The 16243-nt window shown below is 73.9% G+C and carries 15 protein-coding genes; 5 read left to right on the forward strand and 10 right to left on the reverse strand.

Annotated elements, in window-relative coordinates; genetic code table 11:
* Position 1: 1 nt before the first annotated feature.
* From ACIOHG_RS28035 to ACIOHG_RS28060, 6 genes are all read right to left on the reverse strand, one after another.
* Positions 2-637 carry an ATP-binding protein gene (locus tag ACIOHG_RS28035; RefSeq protein WP_400954518.1) on the reverse strand — a complete coding sequence of 212 codons (636 nt, stop codon included), beginning with the start codon at positions 635-637 and terminating at the stop codon, positions 2-4.
* A gap of 191 nt (positions 638-828) precedes the next feature.
* A complete protein-coding gene (locus ACIOHG_RS28040; RefSeq protein ID WP_400954520.1) occupies positions 829-1731 on the reverse strand; it encodes an aldehyde dehydrogenase family protein in 903 nt (300 codons plus the stop codon).
* On the reverse strand, positions 1724-3247 hold the full coding sequence (locus ACIOHG_RS28045; RefSeq protein WP_400954522.1) for an aldehyde dehydrogenase family protein: 1524 nt from the start codon (positions 3245-3247) through the stop codon (positions 1724-1726). Before ACIOHG_RS28045 ends, ACIOHG_RS28040 begins: the two co-directional genes overlap by 8 nt.
* 5 nt (positions 3248-3252) lie before the next feature.
* The gene (deoC, locus tag ACIOHG_RS28050) at positions 3253-4239 is read right to left on the reverse strand and encodes a deoxyribose-phosphate aldolase (protein WP_400954590.1); all 987 of its coding nucleotides are present in this window, start codon (positions 4237-4239) and stop codon (positions 3253-3255) included.
* Between the two features lie 135 nt (positions 4240-4374).
* Entirely contained in the window at positions 4375-5241 is an 867-nt protein-coding gene (locus tag ACIOHG_RS28055) for a hypothetical protein (RefSeq protein ID WP_400954523.1), read from the reverse strand.
* Between the two features lie 42 nt (positions 5242-5283).
* On the reverse strand, positions 5284-6435 hold the full coding sequence (locus ACIOHG_RS28060; RefSeq protein WP_400954525.1) for a hypothetical protein: 1152 nt from the start codon (positions 6433-6435) through the stop codon (positions 5284-5286).
* Between the two features lie 193 nt (positions 6436-6628).
* On the opposite strand from ACIOHG_RS28060, the gene ACIOHG_RS28065 reads away from it, so the two are divergent.
* Positions 6629-7219, forward strand: a complete 591-nt coding sequence (locus ACIOHG_RS28065) for a TetR family transcriptional regulator (protein ID WP_400954527.1) — start codon at positions 6629-6631, stop codon at positions 7217-7219.
* Between the two features lie 7 nt (positions 7220-7226).
* Here the strand turns inward: ACIOHG_RS28065 and metG are convergent, their stop codons facing one another.
* Together metG and ACIOHG_RS28075 are read right to left on the reverse strand one after the other, a co-directional pair.
* A complete protein-coding gene (gene metG, locus ACIOHG_RS28070) occupies positions 7227-8936 on the reverse strand; it encodes a methionine--tRNA ligase (RefSeq protein WP_400954528.1) in 1710 nt (569 codons plus the stop codon).
* 238 nt (positions 8937-9174) lie between these two features.
* Positions 9175-10395 carry a hypothetical protein gene (locus tag ACIOHG_RS28075; RefSeq protein WP_400954530.1) on the reverse strand — a complete coding sequence of 407 codons (1221 nt, stop codon included), beginning with the start codon at positions 10393-10395 and terminating at the stop codon, positions 9175-9177.
* 255 nt (positions 10396-10650) lie between these two features.
* Here ACIOHG_RS28075 and ACIOHG_RS28080 point away from each other — a divergent pair, with 255 nt between their 5' ends.
* The 3 genes from ACIOHG_RS28080 (at position 10651) to ACIOHG_RS28090 (ending at position 12963) form a co-directional block, all read left to right on the forward strand.
* Positions 10651-11412: an ABC transporter ATP-binding protein gene (locus tag ACIOHG_RS28080; protein ID WP_400954532.1), complete on the forward strand. Its 762-nt coding sequence runs from the start codon at positions 10651-10653 to the stop codon at positions 11410-11412.
* Entirely contained in the window at positions 11412-12149 is a 738-nt protein-coding gene (locus ACIOHG_RS28085; protein ID WP_400954591.1) for an ABC transporter permease, read from the forward strand. The genes ACIOHG_RS28080 and ACIOHG_RS28085 overlap by 1 nt, the downstream gene beginning before the upstream one ends.
* 151 nt (positions 12150-12300) lie before the next feature.
* The gene (locus ACIOHG_RS28090) at positions 12301-12963 is read left to right on the forward strand and encodes a PH domain-containing protein (protein ID WP_400954534.1); all 663 of its coding nucleotides are present in this window, start codon (positions 12301-12303) and stop codon (positions 12961-12963) included.
* A gap of 7 nt (positions 12964-12970) precedes the next feature.
* Here ACIOHG_RS28090 and ACIOHG_RS28095 read toward each other — a convergent pair whose 3' ends face one another.
* A complete protein-coding gene (locus ACIOHG_RS28095) occupies positions 12971-13951 on the reverse strand; it encodes a zinc-binding alcohol dehydrogenase family protein (protein ID WP_400954536.1) in 981 nt (326 codons plus the stop codon).
* Between the two features lie 116 nt (positions 13952-14067).
* Between ACIOHG_RS28095 and ACIOHG_RS28100 the strand changes: the two genes are divergently transcribed.
* Positions 14068-14400 carry an ArsR/SmtB family transcription factor gene (locus ACIOHG_RS28100; RefSeq protein ID WP_400954538.1) on the forward strand — a complete coding sequence of 111 codons (333 nt, stop codon included), beginning with the start codon at positions 14068-14070 and terminating at the stop codon, positions 14398-14400.
* Positions 14401-14480: 80 nt separating this feature from the next.
* Here the strand turns inward: ACIOHG_RS28100 and ACIOHG_RS28105 are convergent, their stop codons facing one another.
* Complete coding sequence (locus ACIOHG_RS28105) at positions 14481-16178, reverse strand: phospho-sugar mutase (protein ID WP_400954540.1); 1698 nt, start codon at positions 16176-16178, stop codon at positions 14481-14483.
* Positions 16179-16243: the final 65 nt, after the last annotated feature.

Below are 16243 nucleotides of genomic sequence, written 5' to 3' on the forward strand. Positions count from 1 at the left end.
CTCAGACCAGTTCGGCGGGCAGCTGCCGGGCCACCGCGGAGATCCGCCGGCCCGCCTCCAGCCCCGAGCAGGCGTACGAGCCCAGCTCGACCTGCCGGGCGACGATGCCGCGCTCCGCCCGCATCAGCCGTAGGCCCCGGCGCACCAGGTACGGCACCGACTTGCGGCCCTCCCGGACGTCCCGCCGGAACCGGCGCCAGGCCGTGGTGGCGGGCTTGTTGCGCAGGCACAGCGCGTCCCCGAGCAGGCCCTCGGCGGCGCAGCGGCGCACCAGTTCGGCGGCGAAGATGCCCTCCGCGACGAAGGCCGCGGCCCCCGCCAGGTCGAGCAGGTGGCTGCCGCTGCGGCCGTTCGCCGGGATCGAGTACACCGGCACCTCGGCCCGGCCCTCGAACACCAGCGTCCGGATCGCCGCCAGCGCCTGTTCCGCGTGCCAGGACTCCGGCGAGTCCCAGTCCGTCCCGCCCCCGTCCGGGAGCTCCGGGAGCGACGGGTCGTCACCGTCCTTGTAGAAGTCGTCGAGCTGCAGCACCGGCAGCCCGCTGCGCTCGGCCAGCGAGGACTTTCCCGACCCCGAGGGGCCCGACAACAGGATGACCCGGGATATCGGGCGGCGGTTCAGCGGCGTGTCACTCACGGGAAACCAGTCTGCGGCATGGGACGGGCAGGTGGTAACCCGCCGAACGGCCCGATCACGGTGCGTGCGGGCATGAGGACGGGCCCGCACCAGGGGGGAGAAGTGCGGGCCCGTCGCGGCCGTCCGGCCCCCGGGGGGGATAGGGGCACGGTGGACGGCCGGTCTGTGTGGAGTTGGCGGCCGGCCGGGGGCTAGATGCCCATCGGGTGCCAGACCGTCTTCGTCTCCAGGAAGGAGAGCAGCCGCCCGGTGCCGGGCGCGGCCGTCCAGTCCTCGGCGGACGGGTCGGCGGCCGGTCGGACCACTCGCTTCAATGTATCCGCCGCCGCGGCCTCCAGGGCCGCCGCCGCGCCGGGGCCGTCCGGGTCGATCGCCCCCGCCAGGTCCAGCGCGTTGACGTCCTGGTGCGAGGCCAGCGTCGGCGCGAGGTCCGCCGTCCGGCCGGAGAGCAGGTTGACCACGCCGCCCGGCACGTCCGAGGTGGCCAGCACCTCGCCCAGCGACAGCGCCGGCAGCGGGGCCTGCTCGGCCGCCGCGACCACCACGGTGTTGCCGGTGGCGATCGCCGGGGCGACCACCGAGACCAGGCCGAGCAGCGAGAAGCCCGTCCCGGCCCGGGGCGCGAGGACGCCCACCACGCCGGTCGGCTCCGGCGTCGACAGGTTGAAGAACGGCCCCGCCACCGGGTTCGCGCCGCCCGCGACCTGCGCGACCTTGTCGGTCCAGCCCGCGTACCAGACCCAGCGGTCGATCGCCGCGTCCACCAGCGCCGCCGCCTTCCGGGCGCCCACGCCCTCGGCGGCGGCCACCTCGGCGGTGAACTGCTCGCGGCGGCCCTGCAGCATCTCCGCCACCCGGTACAGCACCTGGCCCCGGTTGTACGCGGTGGTGCCCGACCAGCCCTTCACGGCCGCGCGGGCCGCCAGCACGGCGTCCCGGGCGTCCTTGCGGGTGCCCAGCGGGGCGTTGGCCAGCCACTGGCCCTTGGAGTCGGTCACCTCGTACACCCGCCCGCTCTCCGAGCGCGGGAACTTCCCGCCGACGTACAGCTTGTAGGTCTTGAAGACGTCAATGCGCGTTGTGGTCTCAGACATCGAGGTACGCCTCCAGGCCGTGGCGGCCGCCCTCGCGGCCGTAACCGGACTCCTTGTACCCGCCGAACGGCGAGGTCGGGTCGAACTTGTTGAAGGTGTTCGCCCACACCACGCCCGCCCGGAGCCGGTTCGCCATCCACAGGATGCGCGAGCCCTTCTCCGTCCAGATGCCTGCGGACAGGCCGTACGGGGTGTTGTTGGCCTTCTCCACCGCCTCGGCCGGGGTGCGGAAGGTCAGCACCGACAGCACCGGCCCGAAGATCTCCTCGCGGGCGATCCGGTGCGCCTGCGAGACGCCGGTGAACAGCGTCGGACGGAACCAGTAGCCCGCGCCCGGCAGTTCGCACTCCGGCGCCCAGCGCTCGGCGCCCTCCTGCTCGCCCGCCGCGGCCAGCTCGGTGATCCGGGCCAGCTGCGCGGCCGAGTTGATCGCGCCGATGTCGGTGTTCTTGTCCAGCGGGTCGCCGACCCGCAGGGTGCCCATCCGGCGCTTGAGCGCGTCCAGCAGCTCGTCCTGCACCGACTCCTGCACCAGCAGGCGGCTGCCCGCGCAGCACACGTGGCCCTGGTTGAAGAAGATGCCGTTGACGATGCCCTCGACGGCCTGGTCCAGCGGCGCGTCGTCGAACACGATGTTCGCCGCCTTGCCGCCCAGCTCCAGGCTCAACTTGGTGCGAGTGCCCGCCAGTTGACGGGCGATCGAACGGCCGACCGGGGTCGAGCCGGTGAACGCGACCTTGTTGACGTCCGGGTGCGCGGTCAGCGCGGCGCCGGTGCGGCCGTCGCCGGTGACGATGTTCACCACGCCCTTCGGCAGGCCCGCCTGGCGGCAGATCTCGGCGAACCGCAGAGCGGTCAACGGCGTGGTCTCGGCGGGCTTCAGCACCACCGTGTTGCCGGTGGCCAGCGCCGGGGCGATCTTCCAGGCCAGCATCAGCAGCGGGAAGTTCCACGGGATGACCTGCGCGGCCACGCCGAGCGGCTTCGGGTTCGGGCCGTAGCCCGCGAAGTCCAGCTTGTCGGCCCAGCCCGCGTAGTAGAAGAAGTGCGCGGCGACCAGCGGCAGGTCGACGTCGCGGGTCTCGCGGATCGGCTTGCCGTTGTCGATCGACTCCAGCACCGCCAGCTCGCGGCTGCGCTCCTGGACGATCCGGGCGATCCGGAACAGGTACTTGGCGCGCTCGGAACCCGGCAGCGCCGACCAGTCGGCGAACGCCTTCCGGGCCGCCCGCACCGCGCGGTCCACGTCCTCGTCGGTGCCCTGGGCGAACTCCGCGAGCACCTGCTCGGTGGCCGGGTTGACGGTCTTCAGCGCCTCCGAGCCGGAGGAGTCGACGAACTCGCCGCCGATGAAGTGGCCGTAGCTGGTGGCCAGTTCACCTGCGGCGGCCGGGGACTCCGGGGCCGGGGCGTACGCGAACAGGCCGGAGCGCTTCACGGGCTGCTCGGCGGGGGCCGCGGGGGCCGACGCGGCCGCCGGGGTCGCGGCCGGGGTCTTCTTGTTGGTCTTCGCCATCGTCCTCAGTCCACCGTCACGTAGTCGGGACCGGAGTACCGGCCGGTGCTCAGCTTCTGACGCTGCATCAGCAGGTCGTTCAGCAGGCTGGACGCGCCGAAGCGGAACCAGTGCGGGCTCAGCCAGTCGTCGCCCAGCGTCTCGTTCACCATCACCAGGTACTTCATCGCGTCCTTGGTGGCCCGGATGCCGCCGGCCGGCTTCACGCCCACCTGGACGCCGGTCGCCGCGCGGAAGTCCCGCACCGCCTCCAGCATCAGCAGCGTCACCGGGGGAGTCGCGTTCACCGCGACCTTGCCGGTGGACGTCTTGATGAAGTCCGCGCCCGCGATCATCGCCAGCCAGGACGCCCGGCGGACGTTGTCGTACGTCTGCAGCTCGCCCGTCTCGAAGATCACCTTCAGGTGGGCGGACGTCCCGTCCGGGCGGCGGCACGCCTCCTTGACGACCCGGATCTCCTCGAAGACCTCCAGGTACCGGCCGGAGAGGAACGCCCCCCGGTCGATCACCATGTCGATCTCGTCGGCGCCCGCGGCGACCGCCTCCGCGGTGTCCGCCAGCTTCACCGGCATCCCGGCCCGGCCGGACGGGAACGCGGTGGCCACCGAGGCGACCTGGATGCCGCTGGAACCCAGCGCCTCCTTCGCGGTCGCGACCATGTCCGGGTAGACGCAGATCGCCGCGACCTGCGGCGCCGTCCGGTCGGAGGGGTCCGGGCTCAGGCCCTTCGCGCAGAGCGAGCGGACCTTGCCGACCGTGTCCGCGCCCTCCAGCGTGGTCAGGTCGATCATCGAGATGGCGAGATCGATGGCGAAGGCCTTCGCGGTGGTCTTGATCGACCGCGTACCGAGAGTCGCTGCGCGCGACTCCAGACCGACCTGATCGACCCCGGGCAGGCCGTGCAGGAAACGGCGCAAGGTGGCCTCGGACGCCGCGACGTCCGAGAGGCCGCCGCCCGCAGCGCCGGGGGCATTGGCTGCAAGAGTGGACATAGTCACCAGACCAGCATATCTACGCGCGTAGGAAGCCGGTAGGGCGGGGCGGTTTCGAGTCCTGACCAAAATGTGCCCACCCGCCGGAAGCACCCGCACTTGCCCGGCCCGGACGGCAGGGCGGGCCGGGTGACGTCAGCCGCTGTGGGCCGTGGGGCGGAGCGCGGCGGTGAAAGCGGGGGCCAGCGCCCGGATGCGCGCCTCCGGGACGTCTGCGGCCAGGGCCTGCACGGCCATTTCCACCCCGCGGGCACCGGGGCGTCCGAAGAGTTCGGCGACCAGCTCCAGGCCCTCCGTGGCGACCGCCCCGACGCGTTCGCTCGCACGCAGGCGTGCCGCATCGGCAGCGGCCCGGGTCGGTGCGGCGCTCATGAACAGGCGCAACACGTCCGCCGCATCCTTGTCGGTCAGCCTGTCCGGGCGGCGGATCTCGTCCGCGAGCCGATCGCTGATCTTGAACGCCTTGGCGACCAGCAGGGCGACAATGCCGGCGACGTGCACGGTCACTTCCCGCCGGTCACCGTCCTCCAGGGAGCTGATCGTAAGTGGGGACCGGTCCTCCACCGCGACTTCGAGGCCGCGGATCCACCGTGCGCTCATCGTGCCGTGCGGGGGGAGCTTCGCGCTGCGTCGACCGCGCTGCACCAGGGTTTCGGGTACGAGCAGGTCGAGTTCCACCAGTACGGTCCGTTCTCCCACCTGCTCGGAGCGCCCCCACAGGCCGGGCTGGTCGTCCTGGAGCAGCTCGAACCCGCCGGCGCGCAGCGCCTCGTCGAGCAGCGGCCGGTCGGGCAGGCGCGCGGGGTCCAGGGTCAGGTCGCCGTCGGAGGTGTGTGCTGCCGACCGGATCGCGGCGTCGGGCGTGCGCAGGTGGACGGCCTGGGCGCCGACGACGGTGATGGCCTCACGGTGGTCCCGCAGGGCTTCGAGTCCGTCCAGCAGCACTCGCCGAGCGACCACGGTCAACTGCTCGGGGTCGACGCCGTTCGGGACTTTCGACATTCTTCACTCCATGCGCGATGACAGAAGGTGGCGAACCGGATGCTAATGGTGACGGCCGCGGTGGGGTGCGGACAGTTCTGGAAGCCTCCACTCCTGTTCGTCGTCGATCATCCGCGCCAGGACGGCTTCGCCTTCGGCGGGCATTCGCCCCGGGCCTGACAGGCAGTCCAGTACGAGCTGGCTCGGTGCGACCTGTTCCACCCCGTCGATGACCAGGGTGCGGTCGAAGACCACGTCGTCGTGCGCGCGCAGCAGCAAGGTGTCGGCGCCCTGGTCGGTGGGGAGCAGCCCCAACTCCTCCCCGATCTCGTAGGGGCCCCGGACGGAGTGGGGGACGTAGAGCATCACCTGGCCGCCGACGGCCAGTGGCGCGATCTTCCGTGCCGCGTACGAGCCGGTGAGCACGATCCGCTCGCCGCGCTGCTGGAGCGCGCGCACCGATTCCAGCAGCGGCCCGGGACCGTTCGGAGCGATCATGCCGACGAACGGGTTGTGCCGCAGGACGGACAACTGCGCCGCCCGCTCGCGCAGCAGGCCCGGCCAGTCGACCTTCACCACCGTGTGGCCTTCGCGCCGGATCAGGAGGAGGTCCTCCAGGGTGTTCAGCAGTTTGGACATGTACCCCTTGCTGATCCCCGTGGCCGCGGTCAGCTCGGAGGCCGTGTACGGGGGTGCGACGTCCGCGAGGAACCGCACCAGCTGCCCCGCGCGGGGTCCTGCGAGCTTCGGCCGGCGCGTCGGTGCGGCGCGGACGGCGGGAGTGGCGCGGAGGGCCCGCTGCGGGGTGTCGGCCAGGATCACCACGGCGGGTCGGGAGACGCGCAGGCACACGTTTCCGTGCAGGTCCATGTAGCCGATGCCGTGTTGGCGGAGCTCCTGCTTGGTGCGCTCGGTGAGCGATTCGGTGATCACGAACGGCTGGGTGTGGTGCTGCAGCCGCCGGACCAGTGCGGCCTTCGGGGCGAGCTGCTCCCGAACGGCGAGGGGGGTGAGCGAGGGCTTGGCGTCGACCAGCAACTGGGCTGTGGTGTTGTCCGCCTCCGCCGTGATCTGGACGATCGCGTCGGCGCCGGTGTCTCCCTGGCCCGCCGCTTCGGGCAGCGTGCTGACCCGCCAGTCCGGGCCCAGGAGTCCGCGCAGTACTTCGAGGCCGCTCTCCAGGAGCGCCCTGCCCGAGGGGGCGGGTGTCTTCATACTGGAAGGATTGCACGATAAGGGAAAGGTTTCCCATGAGATATGGTTTCCTGCAGTTGGAAACCGATGAAAGTGATCGGAGCCACCCTGTTTCAGTGGGTTTCCTGCTGCGGGAAACCCACCGGTGCGGTTCTTCGAGGACCGACAGGGTCCGGTTTCGCGTGGCGTGTCACCGTCCCAGCACAATGGCGGGATGAGTGGCGGAGCGAAGGTGCGGGGGCGGCGGCCCGGGGGTGGGGACACGCGGGGGGTGGTGCTGGGGGCGGCGCGGGCGGAGTTCGCGGCGCGGGGGTACCAGAAGGCGAGCATGCGGGCGATCGCCCGGGCGGCGGGGGTGGACGCGGCGTTGCTGCACCACTACTTCGGGACCAAGGACCGGCTGTTCATGGCCTCGCTGGAGTTCCCGTTCGATCCGCGGGCCGTGGTGGAGACCGTGTTCGGGGGGGACCGGGAGACGGTCGGCGAGCGGGTGGCGGGGTTCGTGGTGGGGCTGTGGGAGCAGCCGGCGGTGCGGGAGCGGTTGCTGGCGCTGGTGCGGACGGCGGCGGCGAGCGAGGAGGTCGCGGGGCTGATGCGCGACTTCATGGTGGCCGAGCTGGTGGGGCGGGTCGCGGCGGGGCTGGAGGTGCCGGACCCGGAGCTGCGGGTGGAGCTGGTGATGTCGCAGGTGGTCGGGCTGGCGATGGCCCGCTACGTGATCGGGGTGGAGCCGCTCGCCTCGGCACCCCCGGAGGTGCTGGTCCCGTTGCTGGGACGCACCGTCCAGGGGTACCTGGCGGGGTGACGGGCCGTCAGGCGGCGCCGCCGCCGAAGCGCTCGCTCCAGGTGGCGAGGTCCTCGTCGGTGATCTTGGCGAAGAGCACCGGCGGGACGGTGAACGGGGTGCCGGCCGGGACGAGGTCCAGGGCGCGGGCCTCGTCGGCGGTGACCCAGGTGCGGGTGTCGTCGGCGAGGGTGAAGGACTCCCGGATCGCCTTGGCCGCCGTCGGGATGAACGGCTCGGAGACCACCGAGTAGAGGTGGATCAGGTTGATCGCGGTGCGCAGGGTGCGGGCCGCGGCCTCCGGGTCGGTCTTGATCTGCGTCCAGGGCGCGGTGACGTCCAGGTAGGAGTTGCCCGCCGACCACAGGGCGCGCAGCGCCTGCGCGGCCTTGCGGAAGTTGAGCGCGTCCAGCTGGGCCTCGTACTCGGCGAGCAGTTCGGCGATCTGCGCGCCGAGCGCCGTCTCGTGCTCGCCGTTCTCGGCGCCGGCCGGGACCTCGTCGCCGAAGCGCTTGCGGCTGAAGGAGAGCACCCGGTTGACGAAGTTGCCGAGGGTGTCGGCGAGGTCCTTGTTGACGGTGGCCGCGAACAGGTCCCAGGTGAAGCTGGAGTCGTCGGACTCGGGGGCGTTCGCCATCAGGTAGTAGCGCCAGTAGTCGGCGGGCAGCAGTTCGAGCGCGGTGTCGGTGAAGATGCCGAGCTTCTGGCTGGTGGAGAACTTGCCGCCGTAGTACGTCAGCCAGTTGAAGGCCTTGACGTAGTCGACCTTCTTCCAGGGCTGCCGGGAGCCGAGCAGCGTGGCGGGGAACATCACCGTGTGGAACGGGACGTTGTCCTTGGCCATGAACTCGGTGTAGCGGACGGTGTCGTCGGCCTCGTACCACCAGGAGCGCCAGTCGTTGCCGGTGGCGTCGGCCCACTCCTTGGTGGCGCCGATGTACTCGATCGGGGCGTCGAACCAGACGTAGAACACCTTGCCCTCGGCGGCCAGTTCGGGCCAGGTGTCGGCCGGGACGGGGACGCCCCATTCGAGGTCGCGGGTGATCGCGCGGTCCTGCAGGCCCTCGGTGAGCCACTTGCGGGCGATCGAGGAGGCCAGCACGGGCCAGGAGTCGCCGTTGGCGGCGATCCAGCCCTCGACCTCGTCGGTCAGCTTCGACTGGAGCAGGAACAGGTGCTTGGTCTCCCGGACCTCCAGCTCCGAGCTGCCGCTGATCGCGGAGCGCGGCTCCAGCAGGTCGGTCGGGTCCAGCACCCGGGTGCAGTTCTCGCACTGGTCGCCGCGGGCCTTGTCGTAGCCGCAGTGCGGGCAGGTGCCGACGATGTAGCGGTCCGGCAGGAAGCGGCCGTCGGCGATCGAGTAGACCTGGCGGATCGCCCGCTCCTCGATGAAGCCGTTGGCGTGCAGCTCGCGGGCGATCTCCTGGGTGATCTCGCGGTTCTGCGGCGAGGAGGAGCGGCCGAAGTGGTCGAAGGACAGCCGGAAACCGTCGTAGATCGCCTTCTGCTGGTCGTGCGCGCGGGCGCAGAACTCGGCGACCGGCAGCCCGGCCTCCTGGGCGGCCAGCTCGGCGGGGGTGCCGTGCTCGTCGGTGGCGCAGATGTACAGCACCTCGTGGCCGCGCTGGCGCAGGTACCGGGCGTAGACGTCCGCCGGGAGCATCGACCCGACCATGTTGCCCAGGTGCTTGATCCCGTTGATGTAGGGAAGCGCGCTGGTGATCAACTGCCGAGTCATCCTGGGGAACTCCGATGCTCTCCGGCGGGTGCCCGGGGGCGCCCGCGGGCGGATTGTCGAGAGGCCGGTCGCGGCGCGTCGAGGCTGCCGTCCGGCCGCCGCAATCGTACCGAACCGGGGTGCCGCGGCCGTACCGCTCATCCCCGGGCTGTCAAGCCCACCGGCCGGGCCCGTCGACCGGGCGGGCGTCGGACGGTGCCCGGCCGACGGGCGTCGGACGCTGTACGGCCGACGGGTGTCAGACGGTGTAGGGCCAGACGGCGAGCAGGTGCGCGCCGTACCAGCAGCCGAACAGGGCGGCGGCGGCCAGCACCGCGATCCGGGTGGAGGTCCGGGCCCGGGCCAGGGCGAGGGCGATCGGCACCAGCACGACCAGCGCCGGGGCCAGCAGACGGGGCTTGGAGTGGTAGTAGTTGCTCTGACAGAGCGTCAGGACGACCACCAGCGCCCCGTAGACCAGCAGCGGCGGCCAGGTGGTGCGCCGGACGGCCAGCCCGAGGGCGAGCAGGTGGGCCAGGACCAGCAGGGCCACGCTGACCGGGACCCAGCCGTCGCCGCGCTCCAGGGCGCCGGTGAGGAACGTCCACAGCGAGGCGCCCCAGTCCCAGCGGGTGCCCCAGCCGGCCCCCTGGACGGTGAACCAGGCGTCGGCGGTGCCGAGCCGGGCGCCCACCCAGCACAGGTAGAGCGGGGTGCCGGTGCAGGCGAGCGCGGTGGCCAGCAGCGGCGGGGCGGACCAGCGGCGCTCGCGGCGCAGCTCCAGCAGGGCGGCGACGGCCAGCGCGGCGACCACCGCGACGCCCGCCGGCCGGGTCAGCCCGGCCAGGAAGGCGCACGGCCCGGCCCAGCTCCAGGCCCGGCGGTGCGCGGCCAGCAGGGTGCCGGCCGCCAGCGCGAGGAACAGCGACTCGCTGTAGCCCATGAAGAAGACCAGCGACATCGGCTGCGCGGCGGCCAGCAGCACCAGGACGGCGGTGGCGGCGGTCCGCGCGTACAGCTCCTCGACCAACCGGTGCACCAGCACCAGCGCGGCCAGGGTGGCGAGGTGGGCGGTGAGGATCGCGGCCGGGGCCGGGTCGAGGCCGGTCAGGGCGTGCACCAGGCGGACCAGCATCGGGTAGAGCGGGAAGAACGCCAGGTTGTTGCCGGTGAGCGCGCCGGAGGCGTCGTGGCTGAAGGCCGCCGGGTAGCCGTCGGCGGCGATCTCCAGGAAGTGCTTGCCGTCCCAGGCGGTCAGCCGGTCGGTGAGTGGCGTCCCGGGCCGGGCCAGCGCGTCCAGCAGCCACAGGTGCAGGGCCAGCGCGCCCGCGTACACGCCGAGCGCGGGCCCGACGGCGCGCCAGGCCCGGAGCGGGAGCGGTGCCCGGCCCCCGGACCCCGTGGCGGCGGTCCGGGCGGTCCGGCCGGACCGCCCGGAGCGGGTGGGGTGCGGCAGGGCAGCCGGCGTGGTGGGCGGCATCGGGGCTCCTGGTCGGTGGGGGCCGTGGTTCCGGTCCCGGTGGTGGTCCGGTCGGGCGGCAGGTCGCAGAACAGTGTCGCCCGGGGCGCGGCGGCCGACGGGCTGCTTGCCGTTTCCGGCCACCGGTCGCCGGGTCGCCGGGTCTGCGGTGATCACGAGCGGCGGGCCCGCCCCGGTTGGCACGGTGTGACGCAGCTCATCCGGCGGGCGGTCCGGAGGGTTGACGGGGCGGAGCCGCCGCGCAAAACTCATCACATGATGAATTCCATGGCGGGGCCGGACACCGGCCCCGCGATCCGGATCGCCGGACTGGTCGTCGAACGCGGCGGCCGCCCCGTCCTCCCCGGCCTCGACCTCGACGTCCCGCGCGGCAGCGTCACCGGCCTGCTCGGCCCCAGCGGCTGCGGCAAGACCACCCTGCTGCGCAGCGTCGTCGGCGTGCAGCGGACCACCGCCGGCACCGTCACCGTCCTCGGCCGCCCGGCCGGCAGCGCCGCGCTGCGCGACCGGGTCGGCTACGTCACCCAGGCCCCGTCCGTGTACGGCGACCTGACGGTCGGGGAGAACCTCGACCACTTCGCCGCCGTCCTCGGCGCCCCCGCCGGCGACCCGGCCCGGGTCACCGCCCTGGTCGGCCTGGACGAGCACCGGCGCACCCCCGTCGCCCGGCTCTCCGGCGGCCAGCGCGCCCGGGTCTCGCTCGCCGCCGCCCTGCTCGGCCGGCCCGAGCTGCTGGTCCTCGACGAACCCACCGTCGGCCTCGACCCGGTGCTGCGCCAGGAGCTCTGGCAGCTGTTCCGGCGACTCGCCGAGGAGGGCGCCACCCTGCTGATCTCCAGCCACGTGATGGACGAGGCCACCCGCTGCGACCGCCTGCTGCTGATGCGCGACGGCCGCCTGCTCGCCCACGACACCCCCGCCGCGCTGCTCGCCGCCACCGGCGCCGCCGACATCGAGGCCGCCTTCCTCGACCTGGTCCGCAGCGTCCCCGCCCCGCACCCGGGAGGGACCGCGTGATCTCCGCCCGCCGCACCCTCGCCACCGCCCGCCGGGTGCTGGCCCAGCTCCGCCACGACCCGCGCACCGTGGCGATGCTGCTGCTGGTGCCCTGCGTCCTGCTGCTCCTGCTCCGGTACGTGTACGACGGGCAGCCCGCCGCCTTCGACCGGATCGGCCCCGAACTGCTCGGCGTCTTCCCGCTGCTGGTGATGTTCCTGGTCACCTCGGTCGCCATGCTCCGGGAGCGCACCAGCGGCACCCTGGAGCGGCTGCTCACCATGCCGCTCGGCCGGCTCGACCTGCTGCTCGGCTACGCCCTCGCCTTCGGCGCCGTCACCCTGCTCCAGGCCGCGCTGGCCTCCGCGCTCACCCTCGGCGCGCTCGGCCTGCACGTCGCCGGGCCCACCTGGGCGCTGTTCGCCGTCGCGGTCGCCGACGGGCTGCTCGGCATGGCGCTCGGGCTGCTGGTCTCCGCCTTCGCCGCCACCGAGTTCCAGGCCGTCCAGTTCCTGCCCGCCGTGCTGCTGCCCCAACTGCTGCTCTGCGGGCTGTTCGTGCCGCGCGCCGACATGGCCGGACCGCTGCGGCTGCTCTCCGACGTGCTGCCGCTCTCCTACGCCGTCGACGCGATGGCCCGCCTCACCACCGAGTCCGGGATCGGCGGCGCCGTGCTCGCCGACCTCGCCGTGGTGGCCGGCTGCGGACTGCTCGCGCTCGCCCTCGGCGCGGCCACCCTGCGCCGCCGCACCGCCTGACCGCGGGACGGCCGCTCGGGACGGCCGCTCGGGACGGCCGCGCGAGCCGACCGCGCGGGCCGACCGCGCAGGTCACGGGGCGGTCATTCGTGACCGTCCCGTGCCCGGGTCGCCATTGGGACCGGCGCCCGGCTGGGGCAGAATCGACGGCATGACCGAATCCGACCGGACACCCGACCAGGGGTCCGCCGCCGACGGGCCGCAGTACGCCGACCGCGTCTACCGCTCCGTCCCCGGCCTCATCGCGGGCGTCATGCTGCTCGGAATCGCCGGCTGGCTGATCGTCGACGCGGTGCTGAACGGCACCGGCGCCACCCCGTGGGTGGCCCTCTGCGCCGCGCCCGTCTTCGCCCTCCCCGTCGCCGCGTACACCCTGCGGCCCGCCGTGAAGGCGAACGACCGGCGGCTGCTGGTCCGCAACCCGCTGCGCACGATCGTCGCCCCCTGGGCGGCGGTCGAGGGCCTCAAGGCCGGGTACTCGGTCGAACTCTTCGCCGGCGGGCGCAAGTTCCAGGTCTGGGCGGTGCCGGTCTCGATCCGCCAGCGCAAGCGCGCCCACCGGCGGGCCACCCGCGCCGTGGCCGAGGGCGACCCGCGCACCGGGGCGGGCCGCAGCCGCGGCCACCGCGAGCACGGCCTCGACCCCTCGCGCGCCTGGTCCGACGCCGTGGTGGCCTCGCTCCAGGAGCAGGCCGAGCGCAACGCCCACCAGCCCGGTGCGGCCGGCGAGGTCCGGGTCGCCTGGTGCTGGTGGGTGATCGCCCCGACCCTGGTCGGCCTGGTCGCCCTGGTCGGTGTGATCCTGGCGAACTGACGATCGGTCAGAGCACGGCCGCGTACTTGCCCTCGGCGTGCCCGGCGGCCAGCAGGTCGTGCGCGGCCGGGACGGCGGCCAGGCCGGGCACGGTGGTGACCGGGGCGGCCAGCGCGCCGGTGGCGAGCAGGTCGAGGGCGCGGCGGACCGCGTCGGCGACCTTCGCCGGGGCGGCGGCCAGCAGTCCGGCGTGGCTGAACCCGGTGAGCGTCGCGTTGGCGCCCAGCAGCCGCCCGAACGGCGGCAGTCCGGCGGGCGCCCCGCCGCCCGGGTTGCCGTAGAGGACGATCCGGCCGCCTGCCGCCAGGTGGTCCAGGTCCAGGTCGAGCGCGGTGGTGCCGAGCGGGTCGAGGACCAGGTCGAAGCCCCGGCCGCCGGTGGCCTCGCGCAGCCGGTCCGGGAGCTCGGCGTCCCGGGCGAAGACCGCCGCGTAGCCGGCCTCCCGGGCCGCCGCGGCCTTCGCCGCCCGGCCGACGGTGCCGACCGCGAGGCCGCCGCCGAGCAGCGGCAGCAGCCGGGCGACCGCGCCGCCGATGCCGCCGCCCGCCGAGTGCACCAGCACGCGGTCGCCGGGGGTGAACCGCCCCGCGTCGGTGAGCAGCAGCAGTGCGGTGGCCAGCCCGAGCGGGGCGGTGGCGGCGACCTCCAGCGGGACGCCCGCGGGCACCGGGACGGTCAGCGCGGCGTCGGCGAGCGCGATCTCGGCGAGCCCGCCGCCGTGGGTGGCGGCGACCACCCGGTCACCGGGAGCGAGACCGGTGACGCCCGGGCCGGTGGCGAGCACCGTCCCGGCGATCTCCTTGCCGGGCCGGTGCGGCCAGCTCGGGGCGTAGGCGGCGTCGCCGCGCCTGGCCATCACGTCGACGAAGTTGAGACCGGCCACGGCGACCCGGACGGCCACCTGCCCCGGGCCGGGCTCCGGGGCGGGCAGGTCGAGGACGTGGCTGTGCTCGGCCCCGCCGGGCTCGGTCATGACGAGTGCGCGCATGGTGGTTCCCCTGGACGGTCGGTGCTGCTACGTTGTTCGATATTCTATGTTCGACGAACATCGAAGTCGCTACCATGATTCCCCAAGCCCGCCGGGAGTTCCAGGAGGAATCGGCCGTGTCCCGCACCAGCCGCCGCCGCGAGGGCCCCGCGTACCCGGACGTCGCCGAGATCGACCTGCTGGACGTGCTGCACGCGCTCTCCGACCCGACCCGGATGACCATCGTCGACACCCTCGACGGCACCCCCGAACGCGCCTGCGGCACCTTCCCGGTGGACGTCGCGCCGTCCACCCTCAGCCACCACTTCAAGGTGCTGCGCGAGTCCGGCCTGATCCGCCAGCGGGAGGACGGCAACCGCCGGCTGACCACGCTGCGCGCCGCCGACCTCGAAGAACGCTTCCCCGGCCTACTGGCCACCGTCCTCGCCGCGTACCGCGCCACGGCATGAGCACCGGGGTATGAACCCCGGGGCACGACGAAGGGGCCGTCCCGCAGGACGGCCCCTCGTACGGTCGGGTCACTCGCCGGTCAGGACAGGCCCGCCGCGGCGGCCAGGTCCTGCTTGATCACGTCCAGCAGGTCGCGGGCCTGCGCGCGGGCGGCGGGCAGGCCGGACGCGGCGGCGACCGGGAGGACGACCTCCAGGTAGCACTTGAGCTTGGGCTCGGTGCCGGACGGGCGGACCACCACCCGGGCGGAGCCGACGGCCGGACCGGCCAGGACGTAGCGCAGGCCGTCGGTGGGCGGCAGTTCGGGGCTGCCGGCCGTCAGGTCGTCGGCCCGGACCACGCCCAGCCCGGCCAGCTCGACCGGGGGCTTCTCGCGCAGCGCGGCCATCGCGTCGGCGATCACCGCGAGGTCCTCGACCCGGACCGAGAGCTGCCCGGTGGCGTGCAGGCCGTGCGCCAGCGCCAGCTCGTCCAGCAGGTCGGTCAGGGTGCGGCCGTCCCGCTTGAGCCCGGCGGCCAGCTCGGCGATCTGCAGGGCCGCGGTGACGCCGTCCTTGTCGCGGACGCCGTCCGGGTCGACGCAGTAGCCGAGCGCCTCCTCGTAGCCGTAGCGGATGCCCTCGGTGCGGGAGATCCACTTGAAGCCGGTCAGCGTCTCGGCGTAGCCGAGCCCGGCCGCGGCGGCGATCTTCCCGAGCAGGGTGGAGGAGACGATGGTGGTGGCGAAGACGCCGCTCGCGCCCTTGGCGGCCAGCGCCGCGCCGAGCAGCGCGCCGACCTCGTCGCCGCTGAGCATCCGCCAGTCGCCCTCGGCGGTGGGCACGGCGACGGCGCAGCGGTCGGCGTCCGGGTCGTTGGCGATCACCAGGTCCGGGCGGGCGGTGCGGGCCGCCGCGAAGGCGAGGTCCATCGCGCCGGGCTCCTCCGGGTTGGGGAACGCGACGGTGGGGAAGTCCGGGTCCGGCTCGGCCTGCTCGGCGACCACGGCGGGCGCCGGGAACCCGGCCCGTTCGAAGGCCGCCAGCAGCACGTCCCGGCCGACGCCGTGCAGCGGGGTGTAGACGGTGCTGAGCGCGCGCGGCCCGCCGGCGTCCAGCACGGACACCGCCCGGTCCAGGTAGGCGTCGAGCACCTCCTCGCCGAGCACCTCCCAGCCGCCCTCGGCGCGCGGCACGTCGGCCAGCGCGCCCAGCGCGTCGATCTCGGCGGCGATGTCGGCGTCCGCGGGCGGCACGATCTGCGAGCCGTCGCCCAGGTACACCTTGTAGCCGTTGTCCTGCGGCGGGTTGTGACTGGCCGTCACCACCACGCCCGCGGCCGCGCCCAGGTGCCGGATGGCGAACGCCAGCACCGGCGTCGGCAGCGCGCGCGGCAGCAGCGCGGCGCGCAGCCCGGCGCCGACCACCACGGCGGCGGTGTCCACGGCGAAGTCGTACGACTTGTGCCGGGCGTCGTAGCCGATCACCACCAGGTCGCCCAGCTCCGGGTGCTTCCGCAGGTACCCGGCCAGGCCGGCGGCGGCCCGCAGCACCACGGCGCGGTTCATCCGCATCGGGCCCGCGCCCAGCTCGCCGCGCAGGCCGGCGGTGCCGAACTGGAGCCGTCCGGCGAACCGCTCGGCCAGCCGGGACCAGGCGATCCGCTCCTCCGCCTCGGCCCCGGGGCCTTCGGCGGCGGCCAGCAGCGCGGTCAGCTCCGCCCGGGTCTGCGGGTCGGGGTCCTCGGCCAGCCAGGCCCGGGCCCGGTCGAGGAGGTCGGTGGTGGATTCCTTCGGCATGCGGCCCGCTCCCTGGGGTGAGGACGAGAGGTGTGAGGACGAGAGGTGGCGAGAGGCGACGCGCG

It is taken from the genome of Kitasatospora sp. NPDC088134 (assembly GCF_044741705.1).
Classification (GTDB): Bacteria; Actinomycetota; Actinomycetes; order Streptomycetales; family Streptomycetaceae; genus Kitasatospora.